At 40.5% G+C, this 24,367-nt stretch carries 18 protein-coding genes; 2 read left to right on the top strand and 16 right to left on the bottom strand.

What is annotated here, in order from left to right; genetic code table 11:
- Window positions 1-109: 109 nt before the first annotated feature.
- The 5 genes from Q0779_RS04220 to Q0779_RS04200 form a co-directional block, all read right to left on the bottom strand.
- Complete coding sequence (locus Q0779_RS04220) at window positions 110-1,123, bottom strand: alpha/beta hydrolase (protein ID WP_298769827.1); 1,014 nt, start codon at window positions 1,121-1,123, stop codon at window positions 110-112.
- Window positions 1,124-1,544: 421 nt separating this feature from the next.
- Window positions 1,545-1,961, bottom strand: a complete 417-nt coding sequence (locus Q0779_RS04215) for a hypothetical protein (RefSeq protein ID WP_298769825.1) — start codon at window positions 1,959-1,961, stop codon at window positions 1,545-1,547.
- Window positions 1,962-1,990: 29 nt separating this feature from the next.
- Window positions 1,991-2,914: a hypothetical protein gene (locus Q0779_RS04210; protein ID WP_298769823.1), complete on the bottom strand. Its 924-nt coding sequence runs from the start codon at window positions 2,912-2,914 to the stop codon at window positions 1,991-1,993.
- A 60-nt stretch (window positions 2,915-2,974) separates the two neighbouring features.
- The gene (locus Q0779_RS04205; RefSeq protein WP_298769821.1) at window positions 2,975-4,960 is read right to left on the bottom strand and encodes a hypothetical protein; all 1,986 of its coding nucleotides are present in this window, start codon (window positions 4,958-4,960) and stop codon (window positions 2,975-2,977) included.
- A 58-nt stretch (window positions 4,961-5,018) separates the two neighbouring features.
- Window positions 5,019-6,284 (bottom strand): hypothetical protein, encoded by a 1,266-nt coding sequence (locus Q0779_RS04200; RefSeq protein WP_298769819.1) that lies wholly within the window; start codon window positions 6,282-6,284, stop codon window positions 5,019-5,021.
- A gap of 510 nt (window positions 6,285-6,794) precedes the next feature.
- Here Q0779_RS04200 and Q0779_RS04195 point away from each other — a divergent pair.
- Window positions 6,795-8,894, top strand: coding sequence for a hypothetical protein (locus tag Q0779_RS04195; RefSeq protein ID WP_298769817.1), 2,100 nt, complete (start codon window positions 6,795-6,797; stop codon window positions 8,892-8,894).
- Window positions 8,895-8,904: 10 nt separating this feature from the next.
- Window positions 8,905-10,335, top strand: a complete 1,431-nt coding sequence (locus tag Q0779_RS04190) for a hypothetical protein (protein ID WP_298769815.1) — start codon at window positions 8,905-8,907, stop codon at window positions 10,333-10,335.
- A gap of 25 nt (window positions 10,336-10,360) precedes the next feature.
- Here Q0779_RS04190 and Q0779_RS04185 read toward each other — a convergent pair whose 3' ends face one another.
- The 11 genes from Q0779_RS04185 to Q0779_RS04135 form a co-directional block, all read right to left on the bottom strand.
- Complete coding sequence (locus Q0779_RS04185; protein ID WP_298769813.1) at window positions 10,361-11,497, bottom strand: hypothetical protein; 1,137 nt, start codon at window positions 11,495-11,497, stop codon at window positions 10,361-10,363.
- Window positions 11,494-12,912 (bottom strand): alkaline phosphatase family protein, encoded by a 1,419-nt coding sequence (locus tag Q0779_RS04180; protein ID WP_298769811.1) that lies wholly within the window; start codon window positions 12,910-12,912, stop codon window positions 11,494-11,496. Before Q0779_RS04180 ends, Q0779_RS04185 begins: the two co-directional genes overlap by 4 nt.
- On the bottom strand, window positions 12,893-14,101 hold the full coding sequence (eboE, locus tag Q0779_RS04175) for a metabolite traffic protein EboE (RefSeq protein WP_298769810.1): 1,209 nt from the start codon (window positions 14,099-14,101) through the stop codon (window positions 12,893-12,895). Before eboE ends, Q0779_RS04180 begins: the two co-directional genes overlap by 20 nt.
- A 10-nt stretch (window positions 14,102-14,111) precedes the next feature.
- Window positions 14,112-14,996 (bottom strand): TatD family hydrolase, encoded by an 885-nt coding sequence (locus Q0779_RS04170; protein ID WP_298769808.1) that lies wholly within the window; start codon window positions 14,994-14,996, stop codon window positions 14,112-14,114.
- Window positions 14,997-15,014: 18 nt separating this feature from the next.
- Window positions 15,015-15,776 (bottom strand): EboA domain-containing protein, encoded by a 762-nt coding sequence (locus tag Q0779_RS04165; RefSeq protein ID WP_298769806.1) that lies wholly within the window; start codon window positions 15,774-15,776, stop codon window positions 15,015-15,017.
- 8 nt (window positions 15,777-15,784) lie between these two features.
- Entirely contained in the window at window positions 15,785-17,089 is a 1,305-nt protein-coding gene (locus Q0779_RS04160; RefSeq protein ID WP_298769804.1) for a hypothetical protein, read from the bottom strand.
- Window positions 17,090-17,100: 11 nt separating this feature from the next.
- Complete coding sequence (locus Q0779_RS04155) at window positions 17,101-18,588, bottom strand: ferritin-like domain-containing protein (RefSeq protein ID WP_298769802.1); 1,488 nt, start codon at window positions 18,586-18,588, stop codon at window positions 17,101-17,103.
- Window positions 18,589-18,625: 37 nt separating this feature from the next.
- Window positions 18,626-19,567, bottom strand: a complete 942-nt coding sequence (locus tag Q0779_RS04150; protein WP_298769800.1) for a hypothetical protein — start codon at window positions 19,565-19,567, stop codon at window positions 18,626-18,628.
- Window positions 19,561-21,489 (bottom strand): 3-dehydroquinate synthase, encoded by a 1,929-nt coding sequence (locus Q0779_RS04145; protein ID WP_298769799.1) that lies wholly within the window; start codon window positions 21,487-21,489, stop codon window positions 19,561-19,563. Before Q0779_RS04145 ends, Q0779_RS04150 begins: the two co-directional genes overlap by 7 nt.
- Window positions 21,490-21,742: 253 nt before the next feature.
- Complete coding sequence (locus tag Q0779_RS04140; RefSeq protein WP_298769797.1) at window positions 21,743-22,561, bottom strand: sulfite exporter TauE/SafE family protein; 819 nt, start codon at window positions 22,559-22,561, stop codon at window positions 21,743-21,745.
- A 320-nt stretch (window positions 22,562-22,881) separates the two neighbouring features.
- Window positions 22,882-24,288, bottom strand: coding sequence for an MFS transporter (locus Q0779_RS04135; RefSeq protein ID WP_298769796.1), 1,407 nt, complete (start codon window positions 24,286-24,288; stop codon window positions 22,882-22,884).
- Window positions 24,289-24,367 lie beyond the last annotated feature (79 nt).

The raw sequence follows: 24,367 nt of genomic DNA, 5'->3' as shown, positions 1-24,367 counted from the left end.
ATTTATGCAGGAGCAATTAATGACCTTGCCTAAACGCGTTTTAATTCCAGCTGAATCCTGCATCTTCAAGTGGTTTGAGTATAATACTGTCAAGTCCGTTTCGCTTTACTCATTGTAGCCAACTCACTATTTTTTCTATGGTGGCAGGGGCATTAGGCAAATTTAAGTGCTGCACATTTGGTAATATATAAACGGTTGCTTGAGGTGCACTCCTTTGCATAACATCATGAAATTTATCCGCATAGAAGGCTTCATCATTTTCACCCACTAATAATAACATCGGCTGGGTATTTTGTTGTAACTCAGTATGGTAGTTACTTGGCGAAAAAGACACATTTAAGCGATAGGAATAGTGATTGAGCTGTAATGAGTCGCTCAAAAATTGGGGACGATTAAAAAACAAAATAGGCGTGTCATTCAATGAGTGGATCCCTAAACGGTTTAATAAACTCAATCCGATAATTCGCCTGACAGAGACTTGTACCCAGCCACCAGAGTTTTGTCTGACCGTAGGCGCATCATGACCCAAATAAGGCGCAAGCAGCACATAAGCATCAAAAGAGGGTGACAAGTATTGAGCCTTATCTGTCATCACTTCTTGCGCTTGTCTCCCCTTAGCATTGCCTGCATATTTAACCGCCAGCCCTCCACCAGAGGAATGCCCCACGAGGATCAATTTTGCATCAGGATATTCTTCAGCCAGTTGCTGATGAAGATCGGCCAAATCATGCTCATATTGACCAATATAATCAATATCACCGGGGTGAGACAACATAGAACGACCATGACCGCGTAAATCTGGCACCACAACCGTAGCACCAAGCTGCTGGTGAAGCTGACTTGCTAACGGCAGCAAATAACGCCCTTCAGTGGCCGAGCCATGTAATAACACAAAAACCCGTTGTGTATCTCCCACAAATATACGATAAAATAGTGCCTTACCATCACGTGCTATGTACTGAGAGTCAATACAGCCAGTATCGCCAATGGGCTGAGTTTCTAACACATTAAAATTCAAACTATCAAGGTGATTTTCACGCTTAACGGGAATAAAGATCATACCCAATACGACAGTAAAAAAAATCACCGGAATTAGAATCGAAATAATCATCAACTTATTCACGCATACATCCTTTTATGACCATTGTGTTAATGACAGCTTATCACTCAGCAATATTTGAAAACACCAAAGCTCACTGAAAAATAGCTTCTAATTATTAATGACTCGATATATTCTCCAAGGCGAGGACACGGTTTCTCGGCGAAGTAACCAAGCATTTACACCGATAGTGTCCGGCTCCAATGTAAATACCCGTGATACATCAAGATGCAGGATTCAGTTGGAATGAAAAGCCTTTTAGACAAGGTCATTAATTGCTCCTGCATAAATGACATTTCCATCATCCTTGATGGTCAGCTTGAACAGCGGGCCTAGTGATTCTAAGTCAATGTTCAATAACGCAGTATAAAAGGCCTTGCTTTTACATATAAAGAGGCCAGCCCCTTGGGAGTGTGTAAAGCACCTACATCGAAGTTGCATAACTTTAAAAGGCAATAAGCATTTCTGCAATCATGCGCCTTGAACTAGACACTTTTACACACTCTGAAGACATACACCTTGAAGTATCACGGATATAGCGTCCAATGGTGTAAAACCGATTGTCATTTAACGGAATATATTCCCAGTCTAAATACGCCATAACCAACAAATTATGCTCTGTACCACTTTTTCCATAATAAGCGTCAACAATCCCCTTTTTATCATTTTCTTGCCCAAAAATCAGGCCAGAAGGAGAAGTTGATGCAGAGGCATTGGCTATGCCCACATCTTCTGTCGCCAGCATTTTCATTTCATCAAACCTCTGTTCTGCGTACAGTGTATTCCATCGCTCGGCCAATGCCTTAATCTCTTGTATCGATTGTATCGATTGTATCGATTGTGCCAATGTTTCAGTGTTCATGATAGCCTCCATAAAAGTGAAATAATGCGCTACTGACCTTTAAACAACTGACATATAGGAATATTGTCTTTTGGGCACATTTGAGCCACTTTATCCCAAGTTAACGCAGCTTGGGGTTTTTCGGCACGAAAGCTAGTGTAATTTTGGCTGACAATGGGAGCATTCGCTTGCGTGGTATCACCGGAAAAGAAAAAAGATTGTGGATGACGATACCAAGATGATGAATATGCGTCTGGTGATGCCTCTCGATTAAAAGCATAACCAAATAACGGCCCCCCTTTATCTAACATCGCTTGCCATACATAGGCTTGAATTGATCCATTAAGCTGTTGGCTACGCTCCTTTGAATAATCTAAGTGTTTAATAAAATCTTGTCGGGGTGGATGATTTAAAGGTGAAAACAAACAGCATTGAGGCATATTTTTAGGCCTATCGTCATAGGTTAAAAAATAGGCTTTATTACCTAACGAAATAAAACTGCAGGTATAGGCATTATCTTTAATCGGAAAAATCGGCAAGCAATACTCATTGTAATGTTCTAGCATCGCCCCTTTTCCATCTTTATCTTCAGGCATGTAATTCGCATCATAATAAGTCGTGCCAAAAGACACAGTATAATCTTGCGAGGATAAGGTTGCGGGTGGGTTGGTATATGGAGGTGGATTATTCTCATAGTTTTGAAAAACCCTGAACATGGTCCAATCACTGATCCATTGACTCGGAAATAAAGGATCACTCGGATCCCCCTTATTACGTTTGGCAATACAATGATTATTAGAGGCATAACAACCTTTACTGCTATGAACCCCATTAGTCGGATACACAGCATCACTGATGTTTTGTGGTGACTGTGCCCATGATTTGAGTATATCAACAGGCTCATTGGCAAAAAGGGGGATCAATATTTGACTACCACTGATGATGAGTATTAAGCAATAATGCACGATTTTCATTTTATAAATATCCTTATATTAATATGCGACTAGAAGCATTCTCCCCCATTTTACCTTCCATTAATGAGGCTGTTGGGTGATCTCTCCTTGATGATCTGAACTTGTCGTCTGCGATCCCGTCAGAGGTGCCCAAGGTTGATTATTTAAAAACTGAGTCAACAATGCCCGCTGACTCGGTGTCATGGAACGCGTAATCGGCATGTACAAACTGGTCTGACGATAAGTATCACTAATGCGACTTTGGATCGGTCCTGATAAATTCTTAACCGTCATCTCATCATTTAACGGAAAACGCATATTCATTGCAGGAAAAGTCACATAAAAATATCGCAAGCTATTTTGATAGACTTGCTCCCAACTAATGTTGCTGCCCGCCACAATACCAAAATCCGATTGAGGGTATTTTCGAACATTAATAAAATGTGAGCCTCCTTCGACAGAAGAAATCACTAAGGTTTGAAAACCGTACTGGTCGATATTGCCCTTATCAGCAATAGAGAATGTGAACTGACTCTTGCCTTGTTGAACATAGGTCTTCGAGGGAAAATCAAGAAAATTACCATCTGGAATTTCAGGCCCAGTATTACCCGACGCTAACGTGATTTGTAAATTGCCGCCAGGCTCATCAAAAATGGGTGTCGAGCGTCCATAAATACGCACATTAAGCTCAATATCCATCGCACCATCATGCTCATCAATATAAACATTACGGGTATCCCCATAAATGCGCACCGGTGTTTCGATTGCCTTAAAAGTCGTCTCCATGGGTTTACTCGAAACATGATTGACGTTTGTAGGATCAATTCTGATTTGCTCGCCAATAGTTGTGAGTTTCACGGGTTTTTCACCCGTTATTTCAACAGGACAGTGATTTAACGTGTCGATTGCCGATGAACTTGCAAGCTCAATGTCAATGATCCCCCCATAGCGATAGTAATCATCAGGGTTAGCACTAAACGAAAGAGAGACATCCCCCGCCGTGAGCGTATTGATGCCGTAATCCACATTGGGCTCAATAGGGAAATTCGCGCCAATATTTTTCCGATTATCACGAAAATGCCCCTTAGGGTATAAAGACAGCGCATCTAAAGTAAGACGCTCAGCCTCTTGATCAATATCGAAATACCCCACCAGGTGTGTGTCTTGCATGACAATTTCACGCCCAATGGAGCAAGTCTTAGGCTCACCGGGATAATGGGGAGCAAGGGTACCTACAATACGGCCCAAACTGGGGTTCGAAGGATTTTGATTGTTTTTATAAGCTAACTGCAGCTCATCGGTTGTCAGCATCGGAAACATTTCAAACAGTTGAAACCGAAGAACAATGCCATCCATCGTCGCGTCATTGATTATTGCCGCAATCGCAGGGCAGCTCATATCAGCCGATTTAATAGAGGCTTTATTAAAGGTCACTTGAAAGGTACCACTGGCCCAGGCAGAACCCGGTCCATCGGGATCACGATAAAATTGTCGCTTAATTAACCCTTGATTAGTTTCATTATCCCCCTCCGCTTCAACGGTAAACACCCCATAACTGTTGGCGGTGACATTTTCGACAAGGTGTAACTTGGGCTGCTCAGGTGAGCCTATCATTAAACCACCCAGTATAATTTGCGTTGAAATTGATGCTGTAGGATCCAAATCCACCATCACCGCACTCGCTTGCGGTCCTTCCCCAGTAATAGGATCGATTGAACCCAATAAATATATTGATTCATTGACGATATCCCCTTGGGTATTCACCGCCCCAGGCTCACCACTGCTCGACACCTTTGCATCCACCAAATGTAACTGCTGATCGCCGTAAAAATTCCAACCACTTTCGGTATAATAATCTTGAGGATCCGGCGCCCTCATTAAAGCAATAATATTTTCATCGCTCATCGATGCCGCTTTCTTTGCAATTTGCGCCCTAGCGAGATCTAATATCGGTTGTTGATCTTTAAGTTCAGCACTTTGCGGTACGCCATTACTGTTATTTGCCACATTCACATTGGTTGAAATACCACCCCAAAAATTAATACGCGGTCCACTAAAAATACTCATAAGTTCATCCTTTTGGTTTCATGATTAAAAACCATCTTGTTTGGTTATATCCAAGCCCTTACGGCTGAGTAGCATTCAATAGCAAAAATGAATAATCAGAATGATAAGGTGAATCAATGCCACTGGCCGTTTGATGGCAAGCCATACAATTACTCGATTCTTGAATGTAACTTTCCATGGTCACATTAGCTGCAATATTAGGCGCTGGTGTGCCTAAAGGATCGCCAGGATCATTAGGGTTACTTGGTCGCTGTGTGGTCACTAATTGATAGTATTGCAAGACACTGCTTGTTAGCAGACTCTGAAATTTTTGATTCACAGATAAGGTTTCAGCCGTTATCGGCGTCAACCGTGTGAGTGGATCGGGGGTGGTAAAACTGGCACCTTCTTTAGGGGTACAAGGTATCACATTTGGCTGACAAGGTGATTGATTAGGATTGCTCGCATCAGGGTTATAATAGGAAGCAAAAGTCGCGTTAGGATCTACATTATCCACTTGTTCAAACGTCGCCCATACCCACTGAGGAAAGCCTTTAGGCTTATTAATAATATGTAATCCCACCAAGCCCAAGGTTTCAGTGATAAAGGTATTCTTGGGTTTACCTTGTGTATCAAACTCCTCCACTAACGCTGTCTGAGTCAGATAACGACTACTGTCATCTTTGTCAGTTAAAATACGCCAGCTTGCCTTAATTTCTGACGCTTCCCAAGGAAAATTAACAGGAAAGAATGTTTTCACTTTTTCTGCATTATATAACTGATGAGACACAATATAATCAAAAGAAATTTCATTGGATGCAATTTGATAATAGGTTGGATTTCCCCGCTGATCGATGAGCCAGCCACCCACTGCTTGTAATATTCCAGAGCCCTTAGGCTCGCTCTCCAAAGCTGTTTGAATGCGTGTCGCCACTTTACTCGTTGCACTCAATTTAAGCGATGTATTCACGCCTTTCCATCCCGAGTTCCAGTCTCCAGGGGCTGCAGCATTAGGCAAAAAAAGTTCTGAGGTTGTTTTCCAAGACTCCCATACTCGAGGTCCTGAGGCATCGATGGCTTTATTACAATCGGGTACACCTCGCTGTGTTTGACTGTTTACCCAATTTAAAGACAAAAACATTTGCCAGCTATAATCATCAAATGCTGTCTGATCTGCACCTGCAGCTGGTACCTTTTCAGGAAATTGACAATACACACTCAATGGATCAGTTTTGGTTTCGACCCCACTCCCCACGCTATTTTCATTTTGTTTGTTCGTATTTTCTTGAGTACAGGCTACCACTGTGCTCAAGCATAAGAAAAGTAAACTCAGTTTCATTCTCACTCGCCATCTCCTTTATGTACAAAAATGGCCTGTTCTTATACCGACTGCTTAGGCCGTTATTTTTCATTCTTCTTACCCATTATTTCTATATTAAAATATTTTTTTTCCTTTATTTCTAATATAAACACCTTTACTCTATCGATAGGGTAAAATTTTAACCTTTAATATTAACCTTATTTTTAACAAGGTCTATATAGATTAAAGTCATTTAAATACTATGTCTTAGTGATTAAGCATAAAAAAATAAAAAAAGCCTCAATAAATTGGTATTAGATCCACGCTCACACTATGAGATAAAGGGCTATTTTTATTAATTTTTAAATAAAAATTCAATTAAAAATTATTTCAAGTTAAATAGTATAGCGTTTTATTTTAATTGCAAAAAATAAAAATATTTAACTTTATATTTAAATTAAACAATAAAAACCCAGCTTAAATATCAATCATTATTTTTAATGGACAACAACATGCAGTCATAAATACTTTTCTCCATTTTTAAAAGGATAAACCATGAGTTATTTTACTTACCCCCGCATCATTTTCGATGGCACATTTCAAGCCGATCCCTCTACGCTTAATAACACCCCTAATAATTATAACCCTAAAAATCAAGTACCCGAATCACCTGACTCACCATGCCCTCAAGTAAGAACTGAAGTCTTTACCAGTCAACAACAGAATAATGTTGAACTTTATTGGAACCCTGCTGGTACAGGCAATTTTCAACTCAATGGCACCATCACTAAAGTGATTTACGGCCCAGATGATAGCCCTGATGACGATCCTTGGATAGGACAATCCATTGACAGCGTGTTTACTGTTACGCCTCCCAAATTAGTGGACTTAGATCCCATGCAAATGAATGTCTCTGAAATCTGGGCTATGACCTTAGGTTTAGGCAATGATACTGGCAACTTCACTGGCAATTTCATGCCCATTGGCTTTGTTGAGTCTTGGATCCAAGCACAAGCAGTGGCAGCCAGCTCTGCATCCGCCAGTGCCGTCTATCAATCATTACTTATTGGCTTAAGTGACACCAATTTAAGTAATGAATTAAAAAATAGTCGGCTCATTCAAGCACTGGATATCCCTAACAATGCCTTAAGCATTAATTTCAATGTACGGGCCTATAATGTTAAACCACAAATCTATCAATGGAACTGTGATATAAAATATCAACTCGTCACCGAAGGCGTTCCTGATGAGGTGATATCTGCACTTGAGCCCTTATTGTTTTATCAAATGAATGCAGGCCAATCACTGGGGCAAATTCCAACCCCCACTTATTTTAATCAGCAGCTCAAAGCATTACTGTCCCCCTCCGACTATGACGAATATCATAAGAAAATAATGACAACGGCAGAAATGGCTTATACGCCCGCCAGCCAATATGACTTCAGTTATGGTCAAGCCTTTGGCAATATCGGCCCACTAACCAAAGATGCAGCCGATGCCCCTGATTTTTTTACAGCAGCGCGCATGCTACAACCTGTGACTGATGACACAGGAAAGCAAATGACTCAATACTTACATAATTATGCGCCATGCCAATTATTCGCCGACAGTCACCACTTATCCATCAATTTAGGCAATGCACTGCCCACTTTATCTCCTGCGGGTCATTTCATTGATCAAGGGTTATTACGATTAGGCTATTTCAACAACACAGGAGGCCAAAAGGCCACTATCGAGGATGTGACTCTCCTCTCTACTGACCCATTCAATCGAAGGGGTGATAGCCTATTTAAGCAAGGAGGTATTGTCGATATTCAACTCACTCCTGAACAAGTTATGACCATAGAGAAAAATCCTCTAGTGCTTGTGAGTGTTGATGAAAACCAAAAACCCACACAAATTTTATTAAGTGAGAACCCTGAAGGCTTATTTTTAAGAGCAGATCAATTTGTATTTCGAATGAACTCAGGCACCACGCATCTCAAACGTGGTGGTGAAAATCAACCCGATGTCTACGGCAATGAGGTGACGGTCAACATTTATGCCAGACAATTTGGCAAACCGTTAGCCAATACCAACATTACCTTGGACTTACTCAGTGAAGAAGAAGCCTTTTTATACACCAATCAAACCTTAGGTACTGGGGGCACCTTAGGCCTAGTCAATATTTCCATCCCCCAAAATGCATTAACCTTTGATAACACCATCACCACAGACGAAACAGGCAAAGCCAGTTTAACTATTATCGCCCAAAATCCTGGTAACCCTAGAGCCTATATTGATGGTCAAGTATATTTTCTTAGATATAACTTCAAAAATGAAAACTATCAAGGTCATAAAGATGACTTAGTCAGCATACAAATATATCAAAAACAACCTAATTTTGGTGACTTAACTTGGGATGGCAGTATTGGTGAGATCTTATCTCAGTATGGCAAGTTATACCCTGTGATGAGCCAATTTGATTTAAGCAGCTATGACTCTGTCAAACTTAATAGTAAAAAAATAAAGGCCGTATTACTCAGAAATTATAATGACCCACTTTACATGCCTGTGGTGCGGGATTTATCTCAAGACCGCATTCATATGATCACTCAATGGATTGATAACGGCTGCCCATTAGATAGCCGTTATATCAACCCCAATAATGCCTAAGGAGAGGACAATGAAACCACTAACACTTATATTGCTCACTGTCACCTTGAACTTAAGCGCTTGCATGCCAAAACCGACAACCGAGAATACTAATAACCAAAGTAGCGATAGCCAGACCGCAATGGTGCCCAACAGCGCAATGAGCAGTGCCCCTTCTACACCCACTTCAGCTTTAAGCTGTTCAGGCAGTGCAAACTGGTTAACTCCAAGCAGTCATTTGCCCACCAGCGTGACCGACGGCGATAACTGCTCTTTCCAACAATTTGCTTGGCAAGCCTTTAGTTACCTATTACAAATCGACAGCACCACCAAACAACCCCGTTTTTTATCATGGATGCCAACATACGACATATTTGTCGATAAAGGTAACACCCCGAGAAAATGGGGAACGGCCACCACAACGGATGCCAATACATGCCAAAAGGAGCGTAAAGAAAACCCGGAACGGCTTTATTTATCTCAAACGGTATTAGAGAATGCCCCCGTACAAGCGGGCTCTAATTTTCCCTTGATAGATCAAGCGGGTAACTTTGTTTACTACGATATTCTCGTCAATAAGATCAGCTATGATTTTATCAATCAATGTGATTTATATCAGTCAAACTGTGCTGCGAAAGTGTATGAGCAATACCCCAGTAATGGCTCAGGTGACAATAACTATGCCAATTTACGTTTTCCTGCCAGTTCGTTTGTATTAAAAACAGCTTGGATGCTCAATCCTAATACGCCCGATGATTATTTTGTGATCCCAGGTATTATTGAAAATAAGTGCGAGTTAGTGGATTTAGCCTTAGTGGGGATCCATGTTGTTGGAACCACACAAGTACATAAAGAGTTTATCTGGGCCACCTTTGATCATTACCGAAATGCACCAGATTGCGCACAAATCACCTCAGCTGCGCCACCAACAGGCGAATGGAATTTTTATAATCCAGATTGTAAAGATTGCCCTCGAAACACCTTTCAAGCAGATAAACCGACACAGGTCTGTCGCGTTCACCCTTATGGAGAGTCTAGCGTACCTGAGCAAGATCCCGAAAACACCACCAATATGCAGCAAATAAACCAGTCGATGAGTGACAATATTAAAGCCAACAGTAGCACAGCCGATTACTGGGCTAATTATGAACTCACCGGCAATGTGTGGTCCCAAAATGGCAACTTACCTGCGACAACTAACTTTCAAAGAGGCTCTTTATCATCGGCCAATGTCAGTATGGAAACCTATGTCCAAAATGGCGTCGCGGATATTAATCCAGCCTTTAATTGTATGAGTTGTCACAATATATCAACGGGCACTGAAGGCACTGGACGTGATGCCATTGCTACGCAACAAACAAATGCTGCCGTATCGCATTTATTTAAACAAGTAAAACCCAATACTGGCGGCTGCTCTACAGGCAGCTTACCTGCTGCTTGCACCACAAACTATGTAAAATAGAAGAAGACAATAAAGATTTCTCCACTCAGCTCGTCTGAGTGGATAGGTTGCCTTCCTCCCCCTCATTGAGTGAGACTCTACGGATCATTCCACTGAGTTCTTGGCTATGCCCATTTAACGCCGGTAATAGACGTCCAGGCAACCCCATGCCTTCACTGATATAAATATTGTCTTTGTGTACCAAAAGATTAGACGGCGTATCTAAACCTGTTGCTAAAATATCACACTGACCCAATGATAAATCAACCCGTAATAAACGACCACTAAAGCGCTTAAACCCACCATGACATGGCTCAGTGGGCAAGCCCGATGCTGGTAGAGGTTCAAGAACTTCTTCACATAATTCGGTGACTAAAATTTGTCCCCCCTCTGTCATACACAGGCCTGTAGGCAAAGTTAATCCGGTGATCAAAGTCTCAATTTGATGATTATTTAAATCCAGTGCAATCACCGCACCTTGATATTTCTCAAAATCAATGCCTTTAAACTTACCCCCACGACCTAATTCGCCTGAAAATAAAGAAATTAATAACTTTTGCGTCGACGCATCATACACAATATTCACAGGCACGGCTTCTTGCCCTAACGCTAATTCAGGCAGCACACACACCACTTTTTGTGGGTTTCCACGCATAAATTCCACGACTTCATTAGTATCGGGTTTAATCCCATACCAAGCGTGACGTTCAGGGTGATAGCATAAACTATTAATATTCCCTTGAGTGTCAAACAGTGGGGTAACGTCAGGTGCGTCTCCCTTTAAAAAAGCAGGCTGCAGCTCTAAGATTTTAGAACCTTCAATATAATCGGTAAAAGCAATCAACCAAGCACTCTTGTGTGTTTGTAACACTTGTGTTGGGGCTATGTCCGCCAACCCCATTATTTCATCCCGTAACATTCGCTGCTGCATATTCAGGGCTCGATAACCACTCAGTAGAGTCTGCTTTATCTCTCCAGTATGACAGTCTCGACATGTTAGCTGTCCAGAATAAGGCGGCGCCAATTCTGCCGCCCCCGCTTCAATCACCAGTAAGTCTCCTTCTGGGGTAAACGCCATGCCTCTAGGGTTGAGTAAGCCATAACACAACACCTTATTTTTTTTAATCTGGTGACGACAAAAAGCCATGTTTACGTTAATGGGCTCATTAGCAAAATTCTTCATATAACTTTCCTTAAAGCTTGCTTGAAGTGCATATGGATTAAGTGATTAACTTGCTTAATATCAAAAGTTTTGTGTTGATACAGAAACTCACTCAATGCAGCGCTATTAGATATAATGAGCGGACCTTCATCCTCAGTATCGTTTAACCGCCCATGACTGCCTTTCACCAATTCAGGTGTCAGTGGGATCACGTCCATCAATATACGTTGACCCATTTTCTTCTGTAATAAACGCTTCGCAATATGCAGCTTAGGAAAGCCAAGTGTGGGATCAATAAAAAGTTCCACAGGATCGTAACCCGGCTTTCTATGAATATCGACCGTGCGTGCAAAATCAGGCGCTTGATTATCATCAAACCAATAATAATAATTAAACCAACAATCGGGCTCGGCAATCGCGATCAACTCCCCACTGCGAGCATGGTCAATGTGATAATCACATTGAGTGCGGCGATCCAGTACCCGCTCAACACCGGATACTTTTTCCAATATACTTTTCACCCGCGCAATATCATTAACATCTTGAATATAAATGTGGGCAATTTGATGATCGGCCACAGCAAAAGCACGACTTGCCCCCGGATCAAGTAGCTCCCAAGTGAGTGATTGCCTAACTGCTAATAAGCCTGCTTGGCGCAAGATTCGGTTGAGTGAAATCGAATGTGACACGGGTGAAATACCATATTCAGACACCACCAAGATATCCGCCCCCTGACTGCGGCCAAAGTCAATCAATCGCCCTGCTTCATGATCAATAGCAGCAATATCCTCAGCAATAGCAAGATCATTTGGGCCTAATCGTTGCAGGTTATAATCAAGATGGGGTAAATACACCAATTGTAAATCAGGCTGGTTCATTCGATGCTCTGCAATCGCACAATCCACAATCCAACGACTTGAACGAATATCTGCAGTGGGCCCCCAAAAATTAAAAAAAGGAAATTCACCAATTTGCGCTTCTATTTGAGCATGTAATGTCGCCGGCTCAGAATATAATCCCATCACTTTACGGCCATCGGCTGGATAATGGGGACGAGGCGTTATCGCATTATCCACCCCAGCGTACATGTTATACCACCAAAATAATTGCGAGCAGGTAAAATCATTCTGCTCATGCTTCAAGCTATGCCAGATTTTATTCCCTTGCATTAATTGGTTAGGTTGCAGCCAGAAACGCACTTCGGCTTGATCGCGTAAATACCAACCATTGCCAACAATACCGTGTTGTGCAGGGTAAGAGCCTGTTAACATACTCGCTTGTGCAGTGGTAGTCACAGCTGGAAACACGCCTTGCATTGGCGTCATTTCTCCCTCTTGCATTAAGCCATTTAAATTCGGCGTATGCTCTCCTAACAGTGACGGTGTCAACCCGACAATATCAATCACAATAAGCGGCTTAGTCTTCATTTGCGTCATGAAATAATATTCCTCGCTGTTGTAATTCCCTTTCAACCCAAGACAACTCTTCAGCTATTTGGATAATCAGCTCATCATCATTATCTGGGCGAATATGGCTCGGTAACACTTGCCATGAGTAGGTTTCCACTTCCAAAAATGGACTCAATTCGGGATGATCATGTAAAAAATCAAACACGCTTAATATTTCAGACTGCGTGGTGCCCAATTGTGGCAAGATTAAATAAGGAGCATGAATAGGCACATGAAAATGAATTCTTCCTTTGCCCTTTAAAGGATGTGATAAAGCTGACACTAAATCGGAGTATTGAGTCAGTTGACTGTCATGGCACCGGCCGACATTTTGCTCCTCAACAGGCAGGCATTTCACTTGATGTAAATAACGAGACTCACAAAACATGCGTAAGCAATCCATGAGCGGACGATCCTCATGGTCAAACAAAACCTCCAATGCATTAGATATCTGGATCTTACCAATAGCAATATTGGCCTCATGAATACGCCTTAATGAAGTGCCACTCTCTTCAAACATTACCGCTTGATGACACACATCATAGCAAATGGCTAAATGTCGCTTAAAAATAGCGGCTTGAGGGATTTCATGCCTAAAAAAAGTAATGAGTTCCTCGGTGGACTCTAAAACACAATCCGGCTCCATTTCTAAACACAAGATGATCCTTTTCCCTGTTTGCTCATAAAGCTGCCCTAGAAAATCCATGAGTTCAGTTAAGTGCGCAATTGCAGCTTGATGTTTTTGTGGTGTCCAGTTCTTTTTATAGCCTAAAGGCAAAGTCGAAATGGTCCCGCTATCGCAACCATCTGGTAAACATGCGGCTAAAATAACAGCAAGGGATCGGCTATAATCGACTCTCTCAATCGCTGACCAATCGGGAAGATAAACTTTTTCTTTCACTGTCTGTTGATGGAAGTTCCCATACGGGAATCCATTAATGGATTGCAAATTTAAACCTGTTTGATCAAGCAAATGTTTAAAAGACTGTAATGCGGGTTCATTATTCAGTTCATTGGCCGCAGTAGCACTTATCCACAATCCCGCACTCATTTTTGATAGTTGTCTTTGCTTACGTACCGCTTGTATATACTGAACAAGATTATCGCGCAGCTGGGCAAGTGAGTCCCCCATATGCACATTACTGCAATAGCTGATCTCGCTGGATAGAAATGCCATTCGTTCATTCCTAAGCTTCAATGACAGGCGTTTGTCCCCTTAATGCAGAATTGTCTTGCCACTGTTGAGTTTGGTTTATCTTGAGCGATTGGCCCACTTCCTTCCTGCTTATACGGCCACTTTGAGCAAAAAAATCAATCGGATTATTAAATAACACTTGGGTAATTTCAGCATCTGAAAACCCAGCTTCACGCATCTTATTACCGGTTTTAGGTACCTTAAGCGGATCGCTTTTCCCCCAATCAGCAGCGCTATTCACTATCATCTTCTCTGTCCCATATTCACTGAGTAAAGCCACCATTCGAGACTCAGACATTTTTGTATTAGGGTACACCGAATGGCCTCGCCAACAATCCGTTTCCATCACCAAAGGCAAGGTCAATTCATTGAGATGATCGATCACCACCATAGATTCACTCACCCCGACTTCACGAATAGCTTCAATTGTCCGTTTAGTTCCCCCAATTTTATCTCTGTGGGGGGTATGGATCAGCACAGGTAACCCATAAGTTTTCGCCATTTCTAACTGGCAACAAAGCACATGATGCTCCTGAGTCGTGATATCGTCATAGCCAATTTCACCCACGGCAACCACCCCTTCTTTTTGTAAATAACGGGGTAATATCGCCAACACCTCTTCAGCCAATTCAATATCATTCGCTTCTTTTGGGTTTAAACCCATAGTGCAAAAATGACGGATCCCAAATTGACTCGCTCGAAACCGTTCCCAACCAATTAACATATCAAAATAATCAATAAACGTGCCTAAATGCGTTCTTGCTTGCCCTTGCCAAAAAGCAGGCTCAATCACACCAATAATACCCGCTTCATGCATACGTTCATAATCATCAGTCGTGCGTGAAACCATGTGAATATGTGGATCAAAATAATGCATTATTCTCTCCTTTATCCTTTAATATCGGCTTAACAATGTTTGCACTTGCAAAGGTAGCAATGCTAAACGAGCCTTTTGCTCACCAGTTAAATGTTTGGGGTCAATGGCAGAATAAATGGAGCATGGCCAGCTTCTCTGGGCCAATGCCCGCTCGGACAAATAATCAAAAGCTAATTGACTCAGCCGCTGACTATGCCTTTTTTTTAAACCCACAATTAAATCGATATTGAAATCAGAAAATAAAGCTTTCAATAACATTTGTTCAAATTCAACATCACTAAAATGTTTCGCAGGCCAAGCATTACTTAATGCAATGGCTGCAAATAATGCGGTATTATTGGTTCGACAAAGATCCACAATCAATGCTTTACAGCTGCCATTACGGTCCAATAATTCTAAGCCTTTAACCACTGCTTGTTTCTCATTATCATCACTATAGCGTACGCAGTATTTAAACAATTTAAAGCGCAAACTAGGCAACAAATGCAATAAGGTATAAGCCAATAGTTGCAGCCTGATAGTTTCAATTAACGTCATCTTGAATAAGCCACTTTCTGCTTGCCAAGCCATCAACTCCTCTTGCATTTGAAGATCCGCATATTCACGTCCAGCTTGTGCACTGTAATGACACCAATTGGCCGCTAATGAATCAATATTAGTGAGCTTACTGTCATCAATGTCAGCTTTAAGTTGAGCACAAGTGGATTCAAACCAAGTATTCGGTAATTGACGTAATAAATGAGAATGCTGCACTTGACACTGTGTTTCATTTAGCTGCATCAGCACTCTCAGCACTCCAATTCATTGTTAGGCTTAAAAGGAATTTGCAAACGGCCGCTCATAAAACCTGCTAACAAATCTCCGTCCCATGCACCAAACCAATATTCGACAAACCATGGCTGATCCGTTATCACCTCTCCCTCTAGCCAAGATGAAACTTCTCCACCTTTTACTTCTACTTGGCGGACGCAATTAATGTCATGCTGCCACTTAGTTTGAAAACCTAACTTATTGGTCACACGATTGCCCCACGCTTCTATTTGAAATAGACGACTGGTAGTATTTTGAATTTCAGTCGCAATAAAAGGCAATAAATCATTAAGTAATAAAGTCAGTTCTTCTTGTAAGTCTGTCGCTAAAGTAGACGGAGTCGATTGCATAAATGCTTCCAACTTATTCATTCCAGCTAAATGAGGTTCTCTATTCACATAAGCGGTAAACTCATCTCGTATGACTTGTTCTTGCATGAGTTTTTTAAGTTCATTGACTTCACTTTGCATAATGGATACGTCATTTTCTTGCTGCAAATTATCAATACACTGATGTAATCTCGCCTCTAAAGACATAAAGAGGTATTTATATTGCTCCAACCACTGCCGCCGACTGCGAAAATAACCATATTCATCAAAGACGCCTATGGCTTGATGAGCATCTGATGAGTCTGTGACTAACTCATCACTTAAACGTCTCGCATAAGCACTGGGCTGATCGAACTCGATCGCCCGCTTAAACGGTCTCGCTGTATCTAATACATCACGAGCAATGATCGTTAACGGTTCAATATCACTTCGCTGTTCTGGACTACGAATTTCAAGTTGAAAAGGCTCGATGACAAACGCCATTGTGTCATCAGAGCCCACCACGTTATTATTAGAAATAAATTGGGGTGATGCCATTACAGTCTTATTTTGAAGATCGCAGGCTAAATCACTTAATGGTGAATCCACTAAATTAACCCTACCTCCACGCAGCTTTTTCGCTCTAAATTCATCCTGTTGGCCATTCAAATACACATTCGAAACTCTTATGCCCGCTTTAATTTTCTGCTCCAGATCTGCGATTCCACTCGGACGCAAGGTGCAGTGTTCATCTGACCACTGCAGACGGATCACATTATCCAGTAAAGGCTCTCCCATTAACGCCATTGTGTAGCCACTGGTGCCGTAAGGATCATCTGTAGGATCAGGGTCTGTTGTTTGCCGGCAAGTAAAATAACCGCTAAATTCAATAGTTAAAAAACTGCCAACGGCAAATTGACTATTATTATGAATAAAACTTGCTGATTGGCATTCATATTCTTCATTATCCTGCATCATCGGCTCCTTTAACCAGCATCTAACAGAGAGTAAATTCCCACCTGAGTAATTCGGCTTAAATTCACTTGGATCCGCTGAGCATTGGTTTTAATGTAGTCGAGACGTTCCCGAGCCCATGAAATAAGCAGCGGGTTTGCCACATCTTCATCTTTAAGGTCCACACTGGCTAAACCTTGATTAAACAGATTAAAACGCTCAAGCAATTTGTTAATATCACCAATATCAGGTTTTAGCGCCACTTCACTATTGCTCGATATTGGCTCACAATAGGGCTCAACCAAGAGTGCACGCACTTCTTGGCTAATATCAAAATTACTGGCCACTCGTTTGTTTGAAACATGACTGACTTTTAGTTGCACCAGTAATTCAGATAATGAACGAATGATCATCGTCATAATGGGAGAAAATGCTTCTTGCTTTAACGCCGACGCTAAAAAAGGGGCTTGCTGAGGTAACTGAGGTAATGCATATAGCGCTGTTAAGATCAGTAGTAATAACTCATAAGCTTGATTCGATAAAATAAACAAGCCACGAGTTGTTGGATTAACAATATCCTCTTCGCTCGGGTTAGTCAGTAGCTCCCAATATAATTGTGGCTGCTCTTGATAACGCTTTTCTATTTCAAAAAAACGTCGATAATGACTGGGATAATCAATGCTGGCATGATTTCCTTCCCCTTGTGTTGTAATAAGATCAATCGCCTGTTTAGCTGATACAAAATCGGTAACTGGAAACACATAAATATCATATTGCTGTAATAACGCCACCTGATCTTGACTTGGCACCACATACTGATCTGCCGCTAATTTTTTAAATCGATTTAAGATTTCTTCATAAAGCTTGGAGATCATCCCCGCATAACTACCTTGATCTAACCTATTAGCTTCATCTGGATCACAGCAAGTAAAACACCAATTAGCACATAAACTCGGGGTTTTATTCAAAGTCGCTAAGCAGGGCGCTTCCATGCAAGTCCATGCTCTAACCGCTTCTTTGGTAAATGGCGTTAACGCGAAATCAAACTCTTTAGGCTTTATATGCGCCTCTTTGCAAGAAGGGATCAAGGTAAAATCGTCAGCCTCTCCCCCTTTCAATATGGGATCGAAAGGCACGTGCCCCGCCCCACCTTCAGCACTTAACGGAAACCATTTAAAAATATGGTCTTGGGTATTATCTGTAACAGTATTAAGGTTATCCCGAGCAAAATAAGGTGCTTCACCAATGGCTCTTAGCAAGTTATTGACCAGTGCCAAATGCTCCATTTCTTGCCTTGCTACCGTGTAAATATTAGACACCCAACGACGGGCTTCTTCTAATAAAGGTCGATGCTCAGGAGGTAAATAATCGACACTGGTTTCATCTTCAAATTGACCTTCTACATAACGCTTCTTTACGCTGTAAGCACCGTATAAATACATGCACATAAACTGCTGCTCTATCTCAGCGCCCAATCGCAATAAATCAGCTAAGGATCTATCTTTTAAGATGTTTGTCATTAACGGCTCCTTGTTGACTTTATCTCATTAAAATAATTTAAGTCGGTGAAATCCATTGTTGTAATTTAGGTAAACAGACATACACACAGAGGCACACCACACAAGCACCAAACTGCTGAACACTCGCTAACACTAATGCGTCAAATAGCGGAATAGTTGCCAGTAACGCTCCAATATTTGAAGGCCGAATAAATAACGTTTTATGTGAGAAAAAATGTCTAATTAATGGGGCAATTTGTCTCAATAATATAAAAACAAAACCACTTAATAAAAGATAGAATATTGGATTAAGTGGAATAAAAAAGAGTAAATAACATGGCGATAATAATAGTAATAATACGATACATAATAGATTATATCGATGAGGACCTTCCCCAGACTGATGCTCAAATTGCGCCAATAAAGTGATCCCAATAATATACATACCTAAGCATAAGGATACCCAGATTAAACCCTTTGAGATCCCTCCCATTAATAAACCCGCAGTCAAATAGACTCCAGCTCGGCACCCTCCCATTAATAAACGAGCATATCCCCATGTTTTATGAAATAGGTTATAAAATAAAATCAATAAAAATAAAAACACACCCGCATTCAAACCATCCAAGGTATCTAAATATTGCCAACCCGTTAGCGTAAGCAGTAAAATACCGCTAAATAATAAACAGTAACTGACAATATAAACCGTCTCTTGAGAGATCCATTCTTGTGTAATAGGTCTGACGACTTGATGTGCTTTATCCCATTTGGCATCGAATGCATCGTTTAAAAACATCCCTCCTAAATACATCAAAGATATGCCAATCAAAATCAATCCCCAACGACTCAATAAAGCCAAATTGAGCACTGGTGCTTGCTGCTCTAACATCACTACAGTAAACAAACTGGCCGCCAATACATTAGTCCATATTGTTGGTAAATTAGAGACTCTGCCTAAAGTAAAAAAAATAATCCATGACCTAGGAGCTGCAGTCAACATTTCATACACTCCAAAGACACGTTTTTTAATTGCTTTAATGCCCCTTTCATTTTACTTATATCAACCACTTCTATATTGCGAAAGGCCCCGATATCCGTCAGTATAGGGATAGATAATCTCCCCCCTAAATGTTGACGAAACTCTTCGACTCCCTGTATCACAAGCGGCTCACCCTTATCATCTTGCATGTCTAAGGAATAATGCCACAACTCAAAACCTAGCCTTTGGATCACATTAATGATCCTATGAACTTTCTCTGTACTCAGCCAAGCCATCTCTTGAGCATAAAGTGTATCCAACACAATACCAATAGCCACCGCTTCACCATGCCTAATTTGATAATCAGATAAATTCTCCATTTTATGCGCACTCCAATGCCCATAATCCAGTGGCCTACCATTACCTCGCTCAAATGGATCGCCCTGCTGAGTAATATGCTCAATATGACACTGTGCACAACGCTGAATCGCATAACGAGTGGCAACTAATTCAAATTGATTTAACTGCTCAACATTTTCTTCAAGCCAAATAAAAAAAGTAGGATCCTTAATTAAGGCCACTTTAACAGCCTCTGCAAGACCGGCACGTTTATCTCTGTCGGATAAGCTTACCAATAGTTCAACATCGTTAATGACTGCGAAAGGCGGAGTAAATGAACCGAGAAAATTTTTTTGTTGGAAAGCATTTATGCCATTTTTAACGCCGATCCCGGCATCATTTTGTGCCAATACCGTCGATGGCATACGAATAAGACGGATCCCTCGATGAAAAATAGCACTAGCAAAACCAACACAATCTAACAAGGCCCCCCCACCAATGGCAATCACCCAACTATGACGATCTAAGGGTTTCATATACTCAATAATCCGATCAAGTTGCGTTTGGGTTTTACATTTTTCTCCTCCCTGTATCACTTTTGTTTGACAATGAAATATCGAACGAGAATGTCGATTAAAGTATTGTTCAATCTTCTGAGTAAAATCAGGTCGATGCTCTAGCACACCTTGATCGATAATACATAATACTTTCTGCTGATATTCAACAACTGTAGGCCTCATTAACTCAATTAACATCGCGTTATTAACTGAAAAAGTATTATCCGTGGTCAACACATTATAATGATAATCAATTTTAAATGTCGCAGATAATGTATCGAGCCGATTATTTTGTTCGTGTTCAGAATACATCAATTTTACTTTATTGCCTTGATTGATGTTGTCTGTGTTATTTAAAAAATATGAGTGGGATTCTGTTATTTTCTCACTTTTTTCTTTTCTAATAAAAACATCAAAAAAGTATTTGATACCCAATGCTAAACTGGGCAATATAATACTGGCAACGAGGACCATTAACAGTGAGTATTCTCCGCTCACTTGAGAACCCACATATGCATAAACCAATGCAATACCTGCATTTGCTAAGCCGGTTACAATAACAAAATGAGTAAAAGAGAACTTAACGACTCCTGCTGCAATGACTGATGTTTCGGCCATAACAGGAATACCACGCATTAACACTAAAGCCGCTTCGTCTAAAGATTTAGACATAATTGTCGCTTTATTTAATTGATGTTTCTTTCTATCAAAATTAGGTAATACGTTGTAAATTCCCCGTCCCAAACCATAACCGAATATTGCCCCTAAGCTTAATCCGCCCCAAATTAATCCCGCTGCAGATAATAAGTCAAATACCGTGCCAATGTATACCGCCACTAAACTAGAAGGAATGGGTAATATAATATCAAGGGCCAACGCGACCACTCCAAAAAATGCAATCCACCATTTCTGTTGTTCAGCTGTATGAATATATACAATAATCTCATTAATCACATCTGTTATTATTGGTTCCAATGAAAGAAAAGAAATAATAACAAAAGTTATAATTAACATAATAATGACCAAAATAGGACGAAAAAGGGTCATATATTCTCCAATACTTGAGTTATACAGCCTTAAAGTCATTTTTTATTTTTCACTCTATACTATTTCATAGTACTCCACGATAAAACATCATGAACACATGAGTGACTAAGCAATATGAACTAAAAATAACATAACAATTTCACCATCATAAAAATAGCAATATAAATAGATTTAATACCAATTTAGTGAATAAGTATTAAAGGTATAATTATAACTAATTACTTCTTATCAATTAGCACTAAACATCCTTCTATTAATAATAGAATTCTAATAACTTAGACAACATCACCAAGAAAATAATAATGAGTAAACTAAAGTAAATCGAAGTAGTCATTTTTTCTGATAAACGCCGACCAAGCCAAGTGCCGAAAGGCACTCCCATAATTGAGCCTAATACCAGCCAAATAATCACTGGCCAAAATATAAACCCCGTTGTGTAATAAGGTAACGCCTCAGTTTTAGCCTGAAGCAGGCCATAGATAAACACAGCAATAAGGGCAATCAATACATTGAAGCAACAAGATATCCCAGCACAATGACGGATATAAAAACCATAACGTTTTAAAAAAGGCACCATGACGATACTTGAACCGACTCCCATCCCTGCACCAATAAAGCCACTTAATACTCCACTCAATACGTTATTGAGCATAGGCGGACGCGAATGTTCAAGCACTTTATATTTCTTTCGATACATCAAGTGAACCATAAAGCGAATAAGGATCACGAATAAAAAAGTCAGAAATAATAAAATAAGAATATGAGTGGGTAATTGAATCGAGATAACACAGCCTACTATGGTTCCTACCACGGCAAAAGGAAAAATCTGCCAAAACAAAAGCCAATCGATATTTTTAGCTTGGTGATGATATACGATAGCAGCCAAACTATTGAGTAACATGATGAGCAATGAAGATCCAACAGACAGATGCATAACAACACTAGGATCAACATGATAAAAAGGCAAACAAATGACTAATGCAGGAACTAGCACCAAGCCGCCGCCTAATCCAAATAAACTGGCTAAAATACCGCCTACAAAGCCAGCAATAATCAAAATAATAATTTCCATAGTGCGCCTTTATTCCTGAATTCCATCGTACCGATACTTTTTCAAGTGTAATCGTTTAATAACGGTTAGAAAGATGAGCAGTACAGTTCACAACGCCAATATTAAGTGAAACATCAAAAGACGATTTTATCCAATGTGGATTTTATTGCCATGCCACTTAAGATGTTGAATAATAATCAGCAATAATACGTCCCTTATTATTAAAAAACCAATAGAAACAATGCTTAAGTACTACTACACACCACAAAAGTCATTTCATACATTAATTATTGAAACATAAAAGGAATAAAATACCTCTGCTTTTATTCACACCATTAACTTTATGACTCACTGGTATGAACATTCACCCAAAGTAAACAGATCACTAAACCGATAAGTGCAAGAATAGCGTTGAATAAAAATGCATTTTGCATTCCCGCTAATGGGGAAGAAGATAAGAAAATAATACAGGTACTGATCCCAACACCGACTGCTCCTCCTGCAGTTCTAAACATATAAATAATGCCCCCCGCTACACTCATTCGAGATACAGGTACCACCATCATTGCAGCCGTTGTCACAGTCGGATAAGCGAGCCCTATTCCGCATCCTAATATGAACATCATCACAGCAACTTGCCAATAAGGAGTAGAAACCACTAAATAGGCCAATAATAACATGCCTAGCGCGAGTAAGCTGACCCCGATAGACACTAAACATTTTGCCCCTAATCGATGATAAATAGCCCCTGAAAAAAATGAAATAAAAGCGTAAGTTAAAATCATTGGCAATAGTGCCACACCGGACTCAACTGCAGTATAACCCCATTCGCGCATGAAAAATTGTGGCAGATACAGTAACGCAACAAAAAAAATGGTCGACATCATTAATGTGGTCAAGCCAATAGCCAAAAACACACCATTTTTCATCAACTCTTGCGGAATTAAGGCCTGCTCATTTTGATTACGTTCGATAATAACAAAGGCCAACATACTCAATACAAATAAAAGGAATAACCCAATAATCAACCAGTTATCTAATTGTGGCTCCGCTAATAAATCAAGTCCAAATAATAATGAAAACAACGACACTGATAAGGTTAATACTCCAACATAATCCACTTTTTTATGTTTCCAAGGCAAGTTTTCTGGTGCAATGGTTTTCCAAGTTAAGGCTAGGGCCATTAATGCAATAGGAATATTAATAAGTAAAATCCAACGCCAACTCAGAAAGTCCGTTAATAAACCTCCAACCGTAGGACCTGTCGCATTACTTATTCCAGCCACACCTATAATAAAACCACCAGCAACCCCTGCTTTTTCTTTGGAAAATAGAGCATAAACCATGCCCAGAACCGCGGGCCAAATCATCGCGCCCCCCAACCCCATCACAATTCGGCAAACAATTAACATATTAATGCTCGTCGCATAGGCTCCCAGCACCGAGCACACGCAAAAAAAAGTGATCCCAATAAAAAACAGCCGACGTCGACCATACAAATCCGCCAAATGGCCACCAGTAATAATAAAAACCCCTAAGGTTAATGCATAGCCATTGAACACCCATTGACTGTGATTGAGCGTACTATTAAATTCTTGACTTATTTTAGGAATCGCGACTGAAAAAGCCGTAAAATCATAAGCAATCACGATAATCGCCAAGGACATGGCAACAAAGCCCCAACGGCTATTTTCTCCCACCTGCGGTTTATGTCGTAATAAAGCAAACAGTTCACTATATTTTAACATTGCGAATATCACTCTCTATGTGAATAAAAAACATCCAGCGCCAGCGTAAAATATCGGTTACCCCCCTCCAAACACTGAA

Origin of the sequence: uncultured Shewanella sp., from assembly GCF_947491715.1 — a bacterium.
GTDB lineage: Bacteria > Pseudomonadota > Gammaproteobacteria > Enterobacterales > Shewanellaceae > Shewanella.
This window is presented reverse-complemented; position numbering and strand designations above follow the sequence as displayed.

Excerpts from the sequence above, each read along its gene's own strand:
- Q0779_RS04215 (WP_298769825.1), bottom strand. The coding sequence starts at position 1,961 with ATGAACACTGAAACATTGGCACAATCGATACAATCGATACAATCGATA.
- Q0779_RS04210 (WP_298769823.1), bottom strand. The coding sequence starts at position 2,914 with ATGAAAATCGTGCATTATTGCTTAATACTCATCATCAGTGGTAGTCAA.
- Q0779_RS04205 (WP_298769821.1), bottom strand. The coding sequence starts at position 4,960 with ATGAGTATTTTTAGTGGACCGCGTATTAATTTTTGGGGTGGTATTTCA.
- Q0779_RS04195 (WP_298769817.1), top strand. The coding sequence starts at position 6,795 with ATGAGTTATTTTACTTACCCCCGCATCATTTTCGATGGCACATTTCAA.
- Q0779_RS04190 (WP_298769815.1), top strand. The coding sequence starts at position 8,905 with ATGAAACCACTAACACTTATATTGCTCACTGTCACCTTGAACTTAAGC.
- Q0779_RS04185 (WP_298769813.1), bottom strand. The coding sequence starts at position 11,497 with ATGAAGAATTTTGCTAATGAGCCCATTAACGTAAACATGGCTTTTTGT.
- Q0779_RS04180 (WP_298769811.1), bottom strand. The coding sequence starts at position 12,912 with ATGACGCAAATGAAGACTAAGCCGCTTATTGTGATTGATATTGTCGGG.
- eboE (WP_298769810.1), bottom strand. The coding sequence starts at position 14,101 with ATGGCATTTCTATCCAGCGAGATCAGCTATTGCAGTAATGTGCATATG.
- Q0779_RS04170 (WP_298769808.1), bottom strand. The coding sequence starts at position 14,996 with ATGCATTATTTTGATCCACATATTCACATGGTTTCACGCACGACTGAT.
- Q0779_RS04165 (WP_298769806.1), bottom strand. The coding sequence starts at position 15,776 with ATGCAGCTAAATGAAACACAGTGTCAAGTGCAGCATTCTCATTTATTA.
- Q0779_RS04160 (WP_298769804.1), bottom strand. The coding sequence starts at position 17,089 with ATGCAGGATAATGAAGAATATGAATGCCAATCAGCAAGTTTTATTCAT.
- Q0779_RS04155 (WP_298769802.1), bottom strand. The coding sequence starts at position 18,588 with ATGACAAACATCTTAAAAGATAGATCCTTAGCTGATTTATTGCGATTG.
- Q0779_RS04150 (WP_298769800.1), bottom strand. The coding sequence starts at position 19,567 with ATGTTGACTGCAGCTCCTAGGTCATGGATTATTTTTTTTACTTTAGGC.
- Q0779_RS04145 (WP_298769799.1), bottom strand. The coding sequence starts at position 21,489 with ATGACCCTTTTTCGTCCTATTTTGGTCATTATTATGTTAATTATAACT.
- Q0779_RS04140 (WP_298769797.1), bottom strand. The coding sequence starts at position 22,561 with ATGGAAATTATTATTTTGATTATTGCTGGCTTTGTAGGCGGTATTTTA.
- Q0779_RS04135 (WP_298769796.1), bottom strand. The coding sequence starts at position 24,288 with ATGTTAAAATATAGTGAACTGTTTGCTTTATTACGACATAAACCGCAG.